The organism is Streptomyces sp. NPDC006516, assembly GCF_040611875.1.
Lineage (GTDB): Bacteria > Actinomycetota > Actinomycetes > Streptomycetales > Streptomycetaceae > Streptomyces.
The window spans coordinates 1,267,688-1,283,759 of sequence record NZ_JBEXPD010000002.1; the positions used below are offsets into that span (position 1 = coordinate 1,267,688).

A 16,072-nucleotide genomic window follows, 5' to 3' on the forward strand; every position below is an offset into this window, starting at 1 on the left:
GGCATGAACGATTCCGCTCCCTGCGTCCGCCGTGCGCGACGCACCCCGGTCCTGATGGCAGGCGCCGTCGCGGCCCTCCTCGTCGGCCTGGCCGCATGCGGCTCATCCGACGAAACCTCCGCCTCCGCCTCCGCCTCCGACGGGGCGGCCACGGGTGCCTTTCCCGCGAAGGTCGCGACGAAGTTCGGCGAGATCACCGTCGACAAGGCACCGAAGCGCATCGTGGCGCTCGGCTGGGGCGACGCGGAGACTGTTCTCGCGCTCGGCGGTCAGCCCGTCGGCGCGAGCGACTGGCTGGCCTTCGGCGGCGAGGGCGTCGGACCGTGGGCCAAGGGCAGGTACGACAAGAGCCCGCAGATGATCGGCACGCTGGAGCCTGAGTTCGAGAAGATCGCGGCCCTCCAGCCCGACCTCATCCTGGACACCAAGTCCAGCGGCGACCGGACGCGTTACGACACCCTCAGCAAGATCGCCCCGACCGTCGGCGTGCCTGAGGGAGGCGACCAGTACAAGCTCTCCTGGGAGAAGCAGACCGAGATGGTCGCCGCCGCCATGGGCGTCCCGGAGAAGGGCGAGAAGCTGATCGCCGACACCGAGGCGAAGTTCGCCGAAGCCGTCGAGGCGCACCCCGAGTTCGAGGGCAGCACGATCACGCTCGGCTCCCGCACCTCCGAGGGATACGGCGCCTACGTCTCCGGCACCGGCCGCGTCGACTTCGTCGAGCGCCTGGGCTTCGAGAACAACCCGGCCGTGGAGGCCGAGGCCGGCGAGGGCTTCTCGATCTCCGTCTCCAAGGAGAACCTCGACCTCCTCGACGCCGACCTGACCGTCATGGCGCCCATCGGCATCCCGGCGAGCGACATCAGCGGCGACCCGCTCTTCAAGGCGGTGCCGTCGGTGAAGGCCGGCCACTCCCTCGTCTTCGACGACAAGGGCATCAGCACGGCGTTCGCCACCGACTCGATCCTGTCGACCTCCTACGCGCTGGAGAAGGTCGTCCCGCTCTTCGCGGAGAAGATGAAGTAGGACGCGCCGTCCACCGCGGGTTCCGCGCCACCTGGTGGCGCGGGGCCCGATCGGATGCCACGCTAGGCCTGATGGAGCGCGACGAGGTGGAGAAGCAGCTGCTGGACGGTCTGACCGTGGACACCAGCAGGCCGGAGCAGCCGATTCTGCTCGACGAGGCGGGCAGGCCGATCAAGACCTGGCGGGAGAACTACCCGTACGACCGCAAGATCCGTCGCCAGGAGTACGAGCGGATCAAGCGCATCCTGCAGATCGAGATGCTCAAACTGCAGCGGTGGACGAAGGACACCGGTGCGCGGGTCGTCGTGGTGTGCGAGGGGCGTGACGCCGCCGGCAAGGGCGGGACCATCCAGCGCTTCACCGAGCGGCTCAACCCCCGTGGCGCGCGGATCGTGGCCCTCGACAAGCCCACGGACCGCGAGCGGGGCCAGTGGTACTTCCAGCGTTACGTGGCCCACCTCCCCGCGCCCGGCGAGCTCGTCTTCTTCGACCGCTCCTGGTACAACCGGGCCGGCGTCGAACGCGTCATGGGCTTCTGCACCCAGCCCGAGTACGAACTCTTCCTCCAGCAGTGCCCTGCCTTCGAGCAGATGCTCGTCGACGACGGCATCATCGTCGTCAAGTTCTGGTTCTCCGTCTCCCGCGCCGAGCAGCGAACGCGTTTCGCCATCCGCCAGGTCGACCCCGTACGTCAGTGGAAGCTCTCGCCCACGGACATCGACTCCCTCGACCGCTGGGACGCCTACACGACGGCGAAGATCGACATGTTCCGCGCCACCGACACCGAGCACGCGCCGTGGACCGTCGTGAAGAGCAACGACAAGCGCCGGGCCCGCCTCGAAGCCATGCGCAGCCTGCTCGCCCGCGTCGACTACACGGCGAAGAGTGCTGAGGCGGTCGGCAAGCCCGACCCGCTCATCGTGGGCGCCGCGGCCACCCTGCTGGAGCCGGGCGAGGAGGACACCGCCCTCTCGCCCACCCGCCTCGCCCCGTACACCGAGGGGCCGGGTGAGCACCCCTGAGAGGCCTCAGCCACGCACGGCGGTGACGTCACCGTTGAAGGTGGCCAGCCGCATCTCGTGGCCGTTCCTCCGCGTGGCGGCGGGGACGGCGACGGAGGTCCGGCCGTTCCGGGTGGTGGCGGCGACGTCGTAGGCGGGCGCGCCGTGGGGCAGCGACACCCGCACCGATCCGTTGGTCGTGGCCGCGGTGACGCGGGCCGGCGAGGTGGCGCTGGCGAGCGTCACGTCCCCGTTCACGGTCTGGGCGTGCACGCCCGCCGCACGCAGAGTGCCGGTGCGCACCGAGCCGTTGCGGGTCACCAGGCGGACGGTGGCGTCCGCCTCGCCGGACCGGGTGACCGTCACGTCCCCGTTGACGGTGGTCAGGTCCAGCCCCGCCGCGATGCCCGTCGCGTCGATGCCCGCGTTCCTGGCGGTGACCGTGACGGAGACTCCGGCCGGAACGCCGACCGCGGGCATACGGGGGCACCGTCCGTCCTCGTGACCATCGTCCGGCGGGCAGGACAGGTCGAGGACCCAGTCGCCGTCGCGGTGGGACCAGCCGCTGCCGATCCGGGCCTCCGTGACCGCCCGTTCGCCGTCGGCCGGCCGCAGACGCACGCCGTTGCCGGTCGTGATCACCAGGTGCGCACCCGGCCGCAGCACCGGCGGGGCCCCGTCCGCGGGTGCGCCGGGATCCGCATGCCCGCCGCACGCCGCTACGAGGGGCCCGGCCGCCAGCAGTGCGGCCCACCGCCGTCCGCGCGTGAGAAGCGTGATGTTCATGCTTGCTCGCCTTCCCCGCGCGGGCCGCGCCATGGCAGCTAGCGGTGAACTGCTCATGCTCCGCGAAGCGTTGGCCGGCAGGTCCGGGGCGCCGTCCGCACGTCACCGGCGACGGCCACGCTCCCTGGGCAGGAACGGGTTGACGTCGCCGGGGAAGTCCTCGTCCCACTCCGGCTCGGCACAACTGGAGGGGACGAAGGTGCTGCGTCCGCTGTCCGTGATGAAGGGCGCCCGCGAGGACGAGGGCCGCCGGCTGCCCGGGCCGAGGACCAGTTCGGGCCGGCGGAGGGCGAGCCCGGCTTCCTCCGTGTGATGGGGGAGCGCATGTGGCGGAGCCCGCGGGGCCGGCGAGCTGTCAGCAGGTGAGGGGTGCCGAGCCGACGGTCACATCGTCGAACCACAGGGTGTCGTCGCCCGTCCCGTAGCTCTCCCAGCCCAGTCGCAGCGCGGTGGGCCGGGGCGGGGTGGTCCGGGCCAGCCACTGCTGGTCGATGTCCTGCGTGGGAGTGCCGTCGGCGTGCAGCCCGGGAATCTGCTCGCCGCCGAGCCAGGTGTCGAGGCCGGGGGCCGTCGTGTCGATCGCGAACCGCAGGCACTGCCAGGTGTCCGTGGGCAGCGGCCTGCTCAGCGCCACTCCGGCCGGGCTCTGGGCCGGCAGGGTGGCGTCGTCGATCTCCCGGTTCCACTGCAGGGCGCCGTTCTGGCCCCCGACGCGCAGGCTCCGGCCGCTCTGTGAGGTGTCGGGCAGAGAGACGAAGGTGACGTGGGCGGAGGGGAGCGCGGTGGTGTGCCGCACCCACATGCGTACGTACATCACCGGACCGACCGAGGACAGGTCGGCGGTGGAGGCGACGAAGGCGTGGTTGCAGTAACCGGCCCCGCCGTCGATCCGCAGCGATCTGCTGCCGCTGTGCGCCACCGTGGTGTCCACAGCGGCCGTACCGGTTCCCTGGCAGTCGGGTGCGGTGAACCTCCAGGCGCCCGAAGGGGCGGGGCCTGTCTGGTCCTCGAAGTCCGAGCAGATCACCGCGTCGCCGCAGTCCGCACCGGACGGAGGTGTCGTGGGGGGTGGTGTGGTCGGAGGTGGTGTGGTCGGCGGCGTGGTGCCGTCACCGCCGCAGGAAACGCCGTTCAGGGCGAAGCCGACCGGAGCGGGGTCGGCCGACCGCCAGGTCCCTTGCAGGCCGAAGTCGACGGTGCCGCCACTGGCGAGAGCGCGGTTCGCGCTCGTGTGTTCGGCGATCACGGAGCCGCCGGTCTGGGTGACGGTCGCGTTCCACGCCGACGTCACCTGCTGGTCGCCGGTGTACGTCCAGGTCAGGCGCCAGCCGTCGATCGCCGGGCCGAGATTGGTGACCTTGAACTGGGCGACGTAGCCGCCGGTCCACTTGTTCACCGTGTGATCGACCCGGCAGCCGGCCGCCGCGCCGACGGCGGACGTCGCCGTGAGGCCGGTCAGCGCGGCGAGGCCGGACGCCAGCAGCACGAGGGCGGTGAGGACCGCCGTCCATGACCGGCGCGGTAATCGGGGGAGAAGGACGCGCACGTGTGCCTCCGAGGTGGGGGAGTGAGGGAGTGCGGAACGGGGACGGGAGCGGTCCCGTCGTGGAAGGCGGGGCCCCGGCCGGGCCGGAGCCCCGCCTCACGTCAGCTGGTGGGGAAGCTGTCCGCGGTGCTGATCCGGCTCTTGAGCAGTGCACCGGACTCGGTCAGCACACCACTGCTGCTGTAGTCGCTGCCCGCGCAGGTGCCCGGCCGGAACGCCGCGCTGCTCTCGTCGGCGTCGGAATAGGTCCAGTTCGCGTAGCTGATCTTCAGCTGATCGAGCAGGTCCAGCCAGGCTGTGGTGCTCGACCGGTCCATCGCCCCGCCGCCGGTGGCGCTCACCGTGCCGAACTCCGTGACGAACAGCGGCAGTCGGGAAGCCGCCCGGCTCAGAGTGGCGCGGTAGTTGTCCTTGTGACTCGCGGCGTAGAAGTGGAACGCGTACATGATGTTGGTCGCGTTCACCGGGTTGTTGACGACCTCGCTCTCGCTGGAGCCGTCCGAGACGCCCAGCGAGGACCAGCCACGGGTGCCGACGATGACGACCGCGTCCGGGTCGGCGGCCCGGACCACCGGGATGACCTGTTCGGCGTAGTTCTTGATGCCGGACCAGCTCACGCCGTTGGGCTCGTTGGCGATCTCGTAGATCACGTTCTTCTTGCCCGCGTTACGTGCGGCGACGGAGGCGAAGAAGGTCTTGGCGCGCTCCAGGTTGTAGTTCGGGTCACCGGGCGTCAGGGTGTGGAAGTCGATCAGCGCGTACATGCCGCGTGCCTCGGCCATGTCCACGAGGCGGTTCACGCGGTTGGTGAAGCCCGCCGGATCGGTCTCGTAGCCGTCCTCCTGCACGTACATGGAGATGCGCAGCAGGTCCGACTTCCAGTCGTTGGCCAGCGCGTCCAGGGAGGCGGTGTTGTAGCAGGCGTCGAACCACTGGATGCCGTGCGTGCTCATGCCTCGCAGCTGGACGGGGCGGTTGTACTGGTTGCACAGGTTCACGCCGCAGACGTGGAGCGGGCCGTTGATGTCCACGGGGGTGCCGTCGACCGGGCCGGGAGGGGGCTCCTCCCCGGTCGAGCCCGTACAGGCCACGCCGTTCAGCGTGAAAGCCGTGGGCTTCGGGTTGGCGCCCGTGAAGGTGCCCGTGAATCCGACGTCCGCCGAGCCGCCGGTGGCCAGCGACCGGTTCCAGTCGACACCGACGACGGTGACCGCCGAACCCGACTGCGACCAGGTGGCGTTCCAGCCCTGGGTGACCTTCTGTCCCGATGCCGGCATGGTGAACGCGAGCGTCCATCCGTTGACGGGGGCACCCAGATTGGTGATCTTCACCCCGGCCTGGAAGCCGCCCGTCCACTGGCTGGTGACCGTGTAGTCGACCTTGCAGCCGGTGGCGGCCGCCGCCGGAGAACTGAAGGCGGCCGTGAGACCCAGGACGGTCGCGAAGGCGGCGAGTAAGGCGAACAGGCGTTTCATGGTGATTCCTCCTCATGTGGGGTGGAAACAACGTGATGGGAGCGCTCCCAACGCCCATCCGGCCGAGACCGTACACCGGTACGCCGATGTGCGTACAGACATCTGACGGGCTTCGGTGAAAAGCGGAACCGGAAGGCCGGTACCGGGAAAAGGCGGCCCGCGGAGGGCCGCGTCAGTCATGGCCTGGTCAAGTGGCTGATGCCCAGGACGACGTGCCGTGCACGGTGTCGGCCGACAGCACGGGGCACCCGATGAGCTCCAACGCCGCCAGCACGGCCCGCCGGGCCGCCTCGCTGTCGCAGGGCGGGAACGCGACCCGGAGCTGATGGCCGTAGGCGGACTCGTACGTCAGGAGCCAGCCGGCGCCGTCCACGGCGAAATGGTCCTGCCGCAGCCCGAGGTGCTCGTATCCGCCACGGTCCGACGTGGGGCCCAGCGCCTTGCGCAGGATTCCCAGCCGCTCGGAGTAGGGGCGCGCTCCGTCTCCCAGCTTCACGTACACGTGGTCCATCTCGACCGCGGGGTCGAACCAGGGGGTGAACTCCGGTGCGTGGTGCAGGAGGTGAGAGGTGATGCGGCGGCTCGTCAGACCGTCGAGGAACGCGCCGGCTCCGCAGTCGAACCGCTCGTAGTCGTCGTCCCGTGACCAGATCACCACGGGCCAGGCCTCGGGAGGCCCTTCGGTCAGCCAGCAGACGTGCGCCGCGCTCTCCGTCACCGCCCAGGCGAGCAGGCCGCCGGGCTCCGGGAAGAGAGGGTAGGGGTAGTTCTCGGGAGCGTCCTCGCGCAACGGTCCGTAGTCCTCCAGCAGGTCCGCCGTGAGCGGTACGGGGTTGTCCTCGCCGAAAGGGGTGCAGAGGCACAGCGCGCCCCAGAAGTCCCCGCGCCCGTAGGTCGCGACCAGCTGCTTGTAGTCATCGGGCAGGCGGGTGCCCAGCGCACGCTCGGCCTCTGCCCAGTCACCCTGGCCGTCGACCACCACGGCGGGCGGTCGCACGCGTTCGGCGATCCGGGCGAGGGTGTCGGTCACGGGCGCACCTTCAGACAGCGGAGGCGACGAAGGCGGCCCACGCGGCCGGGGGCACGGTGAGGACCGGGCCGTCGGTGACCTTGGAGTCGCGGATGTGCACGGCGGCGGGGTGGGAGGCGACCTCGACGCAGTTGCCACCCTCACTGCCGCTGTAGCTGGACTTGTGCCAGGCGTAGGCGATTTCGAGACAGGCGCCACCTTCGCTGCCGCTGTAGCTCGACTTGAACCAGGTGCGGTCTGTGTCGTGTGCTGCGCGCGTCATGACTCTCCCAGCAGGTCGTCCAGTAGGCGCATGCTTTCCTCGGGGGAAATCGCCTGCGAACGCAGCATCCCATATTTCTGGTGCAGCACACTGACCTCGTCGAGGTCGTCGATCAGGACGCTGACGCGCTGCCCCTCGATGTAGGCCAGCTGATCGTGGTCAGGGGTCTCCAGCAGCACCATCGGCCCGTCGAGCGCGGCGTGCGTCTCTCGGTTCGTCGGCATGATCTGGAGCCCCAGGAAAGGAAGTTCGGCGCAGCGTCGCAGATGAAGGATCTGCTCGCGCAACACCGTCCGGCCCCCGAGGGGCCGCGTCAGAATGCTTTCCTCGATCAGGAAGTTGGCCATCAGCCGGGGCTTGCGCTCGAAGACCCGCTGCCGGTCGAGGCGAGCTGCGACGCGCTCCTCCAGTTCGCCGTCCTCCAGGGGCGGGTAGAGGCTCGCGAACACGGCCCGGGCGTACTCCTCCGTCTGCAAAAGGCCCGGGACCACCTGGTTCTCGTACCACAGCAGCGTCACCGCCTCCTGCTCGTACTCCACGAAGTCCTGCACGAACGCCGGGAACCGCTCCTTCTGCGGCACCTTCGCCACTGCGACCCCCAGCACCCCCTTCGTGTCCAGCAGTTCGTCCAGCTGTGTCGCGAAGTCCGCCTGGAGCGGCCGGCGGCCCTGCTCGATCGACGCGATCGTGTCCTCGCCCACGCAGAACCGGTCGGCCAGTGCCGTCTGTGTCAGCCCCGCCGAGCGCCGGAACGCGGCGAGCTGCGCGCCGATGACATGCCAGGACGTGACCCGCTTGTTCCTCTTCACCGAGTGCATGACGTGCCCTTCCCCGTACCCGAGCCCCGCGCGACCCGTCAGCACTCGTACAAACGCGGTGTACGACCTGACGCGGTGCCCCACAGTAGTCACGGTCTGTGACAGTCGTCCCGTGAATGAGACAACACAACTCGCCTCCTTCCGTGAGGCGTTCTACCGCCGTGAGCGCAGGTCCGTCCCCCTCGTGCGGAAGTTCGTACGGGAAGCGCTGCTCGACTGGGCGTGCGAGGTGGACGTCGACGACGTGCTGCTCTGCGTGAGCGAGCTGGCCACCAACGCGCTGATCCACGGCGTCCCGCCCGGCCGGGGTTTCCGGGTCCACGTCACCTGGGGGCACGTCCTGCGGATCGAGGTGCACGACAGCGGCGACGGCCGGGTCCGGGAGGTCGAGGGGCCCGCTCCCGAGGCGGAGTGGGGGCGGGGGCTCGTGCTCGTCGGGGCGCTCGCCGACGCGTGGGGGGTGGGGGAGCGGCAGCCGGGGAAGACCGTCTGGTGCGAGTTTGCCACTTCGGCAAGCAAGTTTGTCGGATCGGACTCACGGGCGCACCATCTCCCGTAATTGGAGGTGTTCCGGATGAGCGAGATGAATCAGCGTTACGACACCGTGGTGATAGGCGGCGGGGCTGCCGGGCTGAGCGGGGCGCTCGCCCTGTCCCGGGCCCGGCGTTCCGTGCTCGTGATCGACGGGGGCAGACCGCGCAACGCGCCCGCGTCCCACGTGCACAACTACCTGGGCCGCGAGGGCACCCCGCCCTCGGAGCTGCTGTCCGTGGGCCGCGCCGAGGCCGCTGCGTACGGCGCCGAGATCGTCCAGGGCGAGGTCGTCGAGGCGGAGAAGCTGTCCGACGGCTTCCGGGTCGTGCGGGAGGACGGGAGCGCGGTCGAGGCGCGCCGGCTCCTCGTGACCACCGGACTCGTCGACGAGCTGCCGGCGGTGGAGGGCCTGGCCGAGCGCTGGGGCCGCGAGGTGCTGCACTGCCCCTACTGCCACGGCTGGGAGGTACGGGACCGGGCGGTGGGCATTCTGGCCGTCAGCCCCATGGCCGTGCACCAGGCACTGCTCTGGCGGCAGTGGACCGACGACGTGGTGCTGTTCCGGCACGGCCAGGCGGACTTCGGCGACGAGGACTACGAGCGGCTCGCCGCCCGGGGCATCGCCGTGGTGGACGGAGAGGTGGCCGGGCTGGAGATCGCCGACGACCGGTTCACCGGGGTGCGGCTGGCCGGAGGCAGGGTGATCCCGCGCGAGGCGCTCGTCGTCCAGCCGCGCTTCACGGCCCGCTCCGCGGTCCTGGAGGGCCTCGGCCTGCGGCCCACCGAGCTGGAGGTCGGCGGCCACGTGGTCGGTACGTACATCGCGGCCGACCCCGCCGGGGCGACCGAGGTGCCCGGTGTGTGGGTGGCCGGTAACGTCGCCAACCTCATGGAGCAGGTCGTCGGGGCCGCCGCCGCAGGACTCAAGGCGGCGTCGATGATCAACATGGACCTCGTCGACGAGGACACCCGCCGCGCGGTCGAGGCACGCCGCGCACCCTTCTCGGCCGAGGCCGAGCGCCAGGTGACCGAGCGGGTGCTCGGGGACCGCCGTCATGGACTTCAGGAGGCACGATGACCACCGACAGCAGCCGGACCGACGCCGAGATGTGGGACGACCGGTACCGCGAGAGCCACCGGATCTGGAGCGGGAACCCCAATGTCGTCCTGGTCCGCGAGGTGGAGGGGCTGAAGCCCGGGCGGGCGCTCGACCTGGGGTGCGGCGAGGGCGCCGACGCCGTCTGGCTCGCCCGGGAGGGCTGGAAGGTCACCGCCACGGACATCTCGCGGGTCGCCCTGGACCGGGCGGCCGGACACGCGGCCGAGGCCGGGGTGGCGGACCGGATCGACTGGTTGCGCACCGATCTGGGGGCCGACTTCCCCGAAGGGGAGTACGACCTGGTCTCCGCCCAGTTCCTGCACTCGATGGGCGACCTGCCCCGCGAGCAGATCCTGCGCCGCGCGGCCCGGGCGGTGGCCCCCGGCGGCGTACTCCTGGTCGTCGGGCACGCCGGGTTCCCCTCCTGGGAGGAGAACCCGCACCCCGAGATGGTGTTCCCGACCCCGGACGAGGTGCTGGCGTCCCTCGAACTCCCCGAGGGGGAGTGGGAGGTGCTGCTCAGCGAGGAGCACGAGCGGATCCAGAACGACCCCGAGGGCCGTCCCACCACCCGCACCGACAACGCGCTGAAGGTGCGCCGCAAGGGCTGACCGGCCGGGCCGCGGGGCGGGCGCCGCACCGGCGGTCCGGCGCCGGACCGCCGGGTTCGCCGCTCCGGAAACGGCGAGCGCCCGCCGCCCTCCCCGGAAGGGGGAGAGCCGGCGGGCGCGCTCGCTCCGTGGTGGTCAGGCCTGCGGGGCGGCCTTGATCGCGGAGATGTCGAAGTTCAGCTTGACCTTGTCGCTGACCATCACACCGCCGGTCTCCAGGGCGGCGTTCCAGGTCAGGCCCCAGTCGGAGCGGAGGATGTCGGCGCTGCCCTCGAAGCCCACGCGCTCGTTGCCGTACACGTCGGTGGCGGAGCCGTTGAACTCCAGGTCGATGGAGAGCGGGCGGGTGACGTCCTTGATCGTGAGGTCGCCGGTGACGCGGTACGCGTCGCCGCCGAGCTGCTCGGCCTGCGTGGAGCGGAACGTCATCCTCGGGAACTTCTCGGCGTCGAAGAAGTCGGCGCTGACCAGGTGGCCGTCGCGGTCGGCGATGCCGGTGTCGACGCTGGCGATCTTGACGTCGATCGAGGCGGTGGAGGCGCCGGGGTTCGTGCCGTCCAGCGTGAGGGTGCCCTCGTGCTCACCGAACGAGCCGCGGACGTTCGTGACCATGGCGTGGCGCACGGTGAAACCGATGCTGCTGTGGGCCGGGTCGATCGTGTAGGTGCCGGTCAGGGCCGCCAGCGCGGGGTCCACAGCGAGGGTCGCGGTGGTGGACGGGGCGGTGTTCTTGCGGTTGAACAGAGCCATGGCTCCTCCTCGGGGACGTGTTCCGGCGCGCTCTGGGGACCAGACCGCCGAACGTTTGGTTTAACCTTCAACGAGATTGACTGTAGACCTCTTTTGTTCAAAGTTCAACATCAAGGGTCCAGGCCCTTCCGGAAATCGCGCCGGGCGTCGGATCGCGTCGCTCGACCCTCTGGCGGACGCGCGTAGAACTACGGCACTATCTCCCTGCCCGTAATTGTCATGAGCAGGAGGACTCCCCCCATGCCGATCCGCCCCAGACTCCGCTCCGCCCTCACCGCCCTCGCTCTCGTCCTCGGCGCGCTCTTCGCGCCCGGGATCGGAGTCCTCGGGGGCGGAGCCACCGAGGCGCACGCCGTCACCAAGCTGACCCACTCCCAGGCGACCTCCCGCTTCACCTCGTCCGGGATCACCTGGTCGTCCTCCGGCGGCTGTTCCAACCGGAACGTCTCCACCTGCACCTCCTTCGAACAGCTCAACCTGACCAGCGCCCAGGGGGCCCAGACGCTCAAGAGCGCCACGGGCTGCGCGCTCAACATCACCGGGGGCACGGAGACCGGGCACGCCAGTGGCACGTACTCGCACTGGAACGGCTACAAGCTCGACTTCAGCAAGAGCACCTGCCTCACCAACTACGTGAAGGGCGTGTTCAGTTACATCGGCCTGCGCGGCGACGGCGCCCCGCAGTACAAGTCGGGCTCGGGCAACGTCTACGCCGACGAGGGCAACCACTGGGACGTGACGTACTACAACTGCGGCGGCTGCTGACCGCGTCCACCGCACACATGGCGGTGCCCCCGTCCGGCCGTCTCCGAGGCCGGGCGGGGGCACCGCTTCGTCATGGCGGGCGCCGCGTCAGACCTGCGGCTCCAGCGCGGGTCCGAGCGAGGCGAACTTCTCCTTGCTGACCACCCGGCGCGGCGGCCAGGTGATGTTCTCCGGCGGCCAGCTCTGGCCCGTCTTCTTGAGGAACCAGGCGGGCGGCTCGTACATCGGGGGCTCGTACCCCTCCGGCAGCGCGGTCTTCCAGGTCAGGCCCTCGGTCCGCTTCCGGAACTCCTCCTTGATCCCGGCCAGCAGCTCCGGCTTCACCAGAAGGTCCACCGCGGTGGCGGCCAGATAGGCGGCCGCGGCCCTGATCGCTGCGTGGCCCGGCGCCGATCCCGCGCACGAGGCGGTCGACCAGGTGTGCATCTTCGATCCGATGGGGGCGAGCGCGGCGCCCATCGAGACGGTCGGCACCTGCCAGCTGATGTCGGCCACATCGGTGGAACCGCCGCCCAGGAAGACCGGATTGGGCGGGGACAGGGCGCCGATCTTGTCGTGCAGGCCGCTCTCCGGGAGCCCCAGCGAGCTCTGGAGCTCCTTGGCCAGACGCTGGGCGTCCGCCGAGAACACCGGCGGCCCGATCTGGCGCATGTTGTCGTACATCAGCTCGGCGAACGCCTTCGACGGGAGCTGGTTCCAGCACGCGGAGGTGATCCGGTGCCGGACCGAGGTGCGGCTCGCGGTCGCCGCGGCCTCCGACACGGCGATGACCTTGTCCAGCAGCGAGGCGACGCGCGCGACGCTGCCCTCGCGGACGTAGTAGGAGATCTCCGCGATCTCCGGTGTCACATTGGGGATGTCCCCGCCGTTGTTGATCACCCAGTGCAGCCGGGCGGACGGGCCCATGCTCTCCTCGCGGAGGAACTCCGACATGGTCGCCATCATCACGGCCGCGTCCAGCGCGCTCTTGTTGCCCAGCGGGGTGCCGCCGTGGCCGGCGACGCCGAGGAAGGTGAAGGTGACGGCTGTCATCGCGTTGGACGTGCCCCAGCCGGTGGCGTTGCCGGTCGAGGGGTGCCAGTCGAGGAAGGCGTCGAGCCCGTCGTAGACGCCCTTGCTGACGGCGTACGTCTTGCCGATCAGCTGCTCCTCGGCAGTCGAGCCGAAGAACTTCACGGTCACATCGAGCTTGTGGCGCCGGGACGCCTCCGCGACCGCTGCCGCAGCCGCCGCGGCAGCCGCCCCCAGCGCGCAGTGACCGCAGCCGTGGCCGCTCCCGTAGCCCGGGGCGAACGGATCGTGGATGTACTCCTTCGGGTCGTGCTCGCCCACGCCCTTGTTCTGGGACAGGCCGGGCAGAGCGTCGTATTCACCGCTGAATCCGATGACCGGGCCGCCCTTGCCGCGGGTGTACGTGGCGGTGAAGGCGGTCGGGAAGCCCGCCGTCCCGAACCGGACGTCGAAGCCCGCCTTGCGCAGGAAGTCGGCCTGGGCCAGGGAGGAGTTCCACTCCCGCAGGCTCAGTTCCGCGTGCTCCCAGATCTCGTCGTTCAGCCCGGTGATCCGGGACGCGTTCTTCTCGATCCAGCCGAGCGCCGTCCGCTTCGCCGCCGAGTCCTCGGCGAGCCCTTCGGGCGCGGTGTAGGCGGCGGCGTCCTCCGCGGCGAGTCCGGCCGCCTCGTCGGAGGCCGCCGCCATGGCCGGGTCCGCCGTCGCGGTGATCGCCGTGGTGGCTATCCCGGCTGCTCCGAGCATCTGCATGATCCGGCGGCGGCTGAGCCCGTCACCTGTCTGTACCGCGTGGTCGTGGTCGCTGGGGTCGTGCAGATCGCACACAGGCGCCTCCGGGCCGATGGTGTGTACAAGTACAGTGCCCGGCACTCTCCATTCCGGATGTTGCGAAGTCAAGAGGTCTGCGTGTCCGCGGAGTTACGCACTCCGCTACGGCCGACCAGGAGCCGCGCGCCGGCGGAGCCGCCTGTTCCGTTACGGGCGGGAGGGGCCATCGTCCGGGGGAGCGGCGCACTCCGCCACGGCAGGGACGGGCCGCGTACCGGCCGGGTCGTACATCCGCCACGGCCGGAGCGTCGGCTCAGGGGCAGAGTGCGGGCAGGACGCCCTCGCCGAGGACCCCCGCGCGGTCGACGGCGGTCCTGCCTGCCGACGGGACTCGCGCCGAGGGCGGACCTCTGCCGACGATCCGTCCCGCGGGCCGGGGGTGCGGGCCGGACCGGGCCGCGCGGGCGCCGGACGCGGCAGGGCCGCCCGCGCCCCGGCCGGGCGGCGGGCGGCCCTGCCGCGTCATGCGGGCGTCAGGAGCCCACACTCACCGTGAAGCGGCGCGGGTTGCCGTCGTGGGCCGCCCCCGAGACGTCCGGCTCGCCGTCCGGGCGCACGTCGTCGTAGGGGAACGCGTAACCGATCGGGGAGTTCGCGTGGACGACGCGCGACCAGTGGTTCGTCACCGCGCCCTTGTAGTAGTCCGCGACCGAGGTGCCGTTGGGCTGCTGCGGGTGGCTGAGCATGATCGAGCGGTTGAAGCCCGCCGCAATCCTGGCCAGCAGCGCCTTCTTGTCGTCGGAGTCGGCCGGGTTGTTGGTGAAGGGGCCGTGATTGCACGTGAAGATGTCCTTCGACGTCGGCTTGGTGAATGTGTGGCCGCCCTCGAAGGTCAGCGTGTCGCCGCTGACGCGCCCCGTCAGCGTGCCCCGGCCGCCCTGAAGGTCGATGCGCAGGTCGGTGGAGCGGTACTTCTCCCAGACCTCGTCGATCTGCGCCGTGAACAGGTCCCGGAACGGCATCTCGTTCGGCCGGTCGAAGAACGGAGCCATCAGGTTCTGCGGCGAGACCACCCTCAGGACCTTCCCGTCCGCCCCGCGGGTGATCAGCTTGTCCCAGGGCTGCCCGTCCGCGGCGGCCTGGGCCGTGAGGTCGTCCGCGATGCGCTGGACCGCGCCGTCCGGCAGCGGTGCCACCGTGTGCGTGGCGTCGCCCTCCAGGGTCAGGCCGATCGGCAGCGCCGTCACGAGGTCGACGTAGCTGATGTTCGCGTACAGCTGCTGCGGGTTGAAGGTGAACTCGCAGAAGGACCAGGTCCGGCCGTAGTTCGGGTCGGCCGGGGTCGCGAAGGCGGGTTCGACCAGCGAGGGGCCCGGGTTGAGGTAGAAGTCCAGCTTGTCGTCGCGTACGAAGTAGACCCGGGCCCCGTACATCTGCGGCAGGGTCAGCACGACGGGGCCGGCGCCCGCGCCCCTCAGCGGGATGGCGCAGTCCACCGGGAGCGGGGTCTGCGGGGCGCCGGGGGAGTCGGGGCGGTAGACGCTGCCGTCGGCGCGGAGGAGCACCCAGCGGTCGGTGCCCTGCTCGTGGCCGGTGACGTAGGCGTGCACGGTGCCGGGCAGCGACTTGTTCTCCAGCGCCAGTTCGCACGTGGCCGCGGCGGCCGACGTGCGCGGGCTCAGGGCGCTGCCCCAGAGGGGATAGCTGAGCGCGGTCGCGGAGGCGGCGGCGCCCGTCAGGAACATTCTGCGCGAAATCACGAAGGAACTCCCGGAGTGTGGGGGTCGCAGACAGGGGCATGGGGGGCGTGGGGAAGCGGAACGGTGGGGCCGTCTGCGGTGCGCAACACTCTCGCGATGCCTCCCGCGACCGTCAAGAGTTATGACTGAGAGCGCTCTCAAAGAGGCCCTGTTCTTCACAACTCGACGCCACAGGACGGTTTTTGGCCACGCGTGGTGGGACGCCGTGTGCGCCGGGTGAACGAGTCCGGGCGCAGGTGCCGGCTGACTCCGCGGGGGCCGGTGCGAACCGTCCGTGACGGGGTGTGCATGCTGAGGGGAGGGAAGGGCGCGCCTCCCGCACAACCGCGCGGACGCCGACAGGCCGTGGCTCGCCGTCGGTGAAGGCGTACGCCCGGCGCGTGAGCAGCGCCCATGTGTGCCCCCCGCCATTGAGGCCTGCCGGATACCCCGCCCCGGTGGCTCCGCGGCGTGGCGCGCGCCGTTGTGTGTGGTCGAGGCCACAGAGGGCCCTTTGTGGGGGCTCTACAACGCGGAAGCCACGTGAGCTGGCAGATGGGATGCCCGGCGCCCCGGTTCTGTCGGGTGCCACCAGGAAACCGGGCAGGAGACTGTCCGGAGTGAACGGCGAGGTTTCCTCGGTCGGGTTCGTAGGGTCGACGCATGACCGTTGTGGACGAAATCCCGGGCGAGCCCAGCGACACGCGTGGGCGGGTGGCCGAACTGCTGGCTCTGCGTGAGCAGGCCCGGCGTGGACCGAGTGACCGGGCGACCGAGGCGCAGCATGCGAAGGGCAAGCTGACGGCGCGGGAGCGTATCGAGCTGTTGCTGGATCCGGGTTCGTTCAAGGA

General features: G+C 70.7%; 15 protein-coding genes and 1 pseudogene. 7 read left to right on the plus strand and 9 right to left on the minus strand.

Features of this window, described 5'->3' with window-relative positions:
* The first annotated feature begins 3 nt into the window (after positions 1-3).
* Entirely contained in the window at positions 4-1,026 is a 1,023-nt protein-coding gene (locus ABZY45_RS11895) for an iron-siderophore ABC transporter substrate-binding protein (RefSeq protein ID WP_356738653.1), read from the plus strand.
* Positions 1,027-1,097: 71 nt separating this feature from the next.
* A complete protein-coding gene (gene ppk2 / locus ABZY45_RS11900; protein WP_356738656.1) occupies positions 1,098-2,048 on the plus strand; it encodes a polyphosphate kinase 2 in 951 nt (316 codons plus the stop codon).
* A 6-nt stretch (positions 2,049-2,054) separates the two neighbouring features.
* Here the strand turns inward: ppk2 and ABZY45_RS11905 are convergent, their stop codons facing one another.
* From ABZY45_RS11905 to ABZY45_RS11930, 6 genes are all read right to left on the minus strand, one after another.
* Entirely contained in the window at positions 2,055-2,813 is a 759-nt protein-coding gene (locus ABZY45_RS11905; protein ID WP_356738658.1) for a DUF4097 family beta strand repeat-containing protein, read from the minus strand.
* A gap of 355 nt (positions 2,814-3,168) precedes the next feature.
* Positions 3,169-4,299, minus strand: a complete 1,131-nt coding sequence (locus tag ABZY45_RS11910; protein ID WP_356738795.1) for a cellulose binding domain-containing protein — start codon at positions 4,297-4,299, stop codon at positions 3,169-3,171.
* Positions 4,300-4,460: 161 nt separating this feature from the next.
* Positions 4,461-5,834: a cellulase family glycosylhydrolase gene (locus ABZY45_RS11915; protein WP_356738660.1), complete on the minus strand. Its 1,374-nt coding sequence runs from the start codon at positions 5,832-5,834 to the stop codon at positions 4,461-4,463.
* 187 nt (positions 5,835-6,021) lie between these two features.
* The gene (locus tag ABZY45_RS11920) at positions 6,022-6,864 is read right to left on the minus strand and encodes an SMI1/KNR4 family protein (protein WP_356738662.1); all 843 of its coding nucleotides are present in this window, start codon (positions 6,862-6,864) and stop codon (positions 6,022-6,024) included.
* A gap of 10 nt (positions 6,865-6,874) precedes the next feature.
* Complete coding sequence (locus tag ABZY45_RS11925; protein WP_356738664.1) at positions 6,875-7,126, minus strand: DUF397 domain-containing protein; 252 nt, start codon at positions 7,124-7,126, stop codon at positions 6,875-6,877.
* On the minus strand, positions 7,123-7,944 hold the full coding sequence (locus ABZY45_RS11930) for a helix-turn-helix transcriptional regulator (protein WP_356738666.1): 822 nt from the start codon (positions 7,942-7,944) through the stop codon (positions 7,123-7,125). Before ABZY45_RS11930 ends, ABZY45_RS11925 begins: the two co-directional genes overlap by 4 nt.
* Positions 7,945-8,056: 112 nt before the next feature.
* On the opposite strand from ABZY45_RS11930, the gene ABZY45_RS11935 reads away from it, so the two are divergent.
* The 3 genes from ABZY45_RS11935 to ABZY45_RS11945 are packed head-to-tail and all read left to right on the plus strand — an operon-like array spanning position 8,057 to position 10,188.
* Complete coding sequence (locus ABZY45_RS11935; RefSeq protein WP_356738668.1) at positions 8,057-8,503, plus strand: ATP-binding protein; 447 nt, start codon at positions 8,057-8,059, stop codon at positions 8,501-8,503.
* Positions 8,504-8,518: 15 nt separating this feature from the next.
* Positions 8,519-9,556: an NAD(P)/FAD-dependent oxidoreductase gene (locus tag ABZY45_RS11940; protein WP_356738670.1), complete on the plus strand. Its 1,038-nt coding sequence runs from the start codon at positions 8,519-8,521 to the stop codon at positions 9,554-9,556.
* Complete coding sequence (locus ABZY45_RS11945; RefSeq protein ID WP_356738672.1) at positions 9,553-10,188, plus strand: class I SAM-dependent methyltransferase; 636 nt, start codon at positions 9,553-9,555, stop codon at positions 10,186-10,188. The genes ABZY45_RS11940 and ABZY45_RS11945 overlap by 4 nt, the downstream gene beginning before the upstream one ends.
* Positions 10,189-10,323: 135 nt before the next feature.
* Here ABZY45_RS11945 and ABZY45_RS11950 read toward each other — a convergent pair whose 3' ends face one another.
* On the minus strand, positions 10,324-10,938 hold the full coding sequence (locus ABZY45_RS11950; RefSeq protein WP_356738674.1) for a YceI family protein: 615 nt from the start codon (positions 10,936-10,938) through the stop codon (positions 10,324-10,326).
* 240 nt (positions 10,939-11,178) lie between these two features.
* Here ABZY45_RS11950 and ABZY45_RS11955 point away from each other — a divergent pair, with 240 nt between their 5' ends.
* On the plus strand, positions 11,179-11,703 hold the full coding sequence (locus ABZY45_RS11955; protein ID WP_356738676.1) for a hypothetical protein: 525 nt from the start codon (positions 11,179-11,181) through the stop codon (positions 11,701-11,703).
* 87 nt (positions 11,704-11,790) lie between these two features.
* On the opposite strand, the gene ABZY45_RS11960 is transcribed toward ABZY45_RS11955, so the two are convergent.
* Positions 11,791-13,539, minus strand: coding sequence for an amidohydrolase (locus ABZY45_RS11960; RefSeq protein ID WP_356738678.1), 1,749 nt, complete (start codon positions 13,537-13,539; stop codon positions 11,791-11,793).
* Between the two features lie 476 nt (positions 13,540-14,015).
* Positions 14,016-15,227 (minus strand): glycoside hydrolase family 64 protein, encoded by a 1,212-nt coding sequence (locus ABZY45_RS11965; RefSeq protein ID WP_356738797.1) that lies wholly within the window; start codon positions 15,225-15,227, stop codon positions 14,016-14,018.
* A gap of 657 nt (positions 15,228-15,884) precedes the next feature.
* Here ABZY45_RS11965 and ABZY45_RS11970 point away from each other — a divergent pair.
* A pseudogene (locus ABZY45_RS11970) lies at positions 15,885-16,072 on the plus strand (methylmalonyl-CoA carboxyltransferase); the annotation flags it as partial.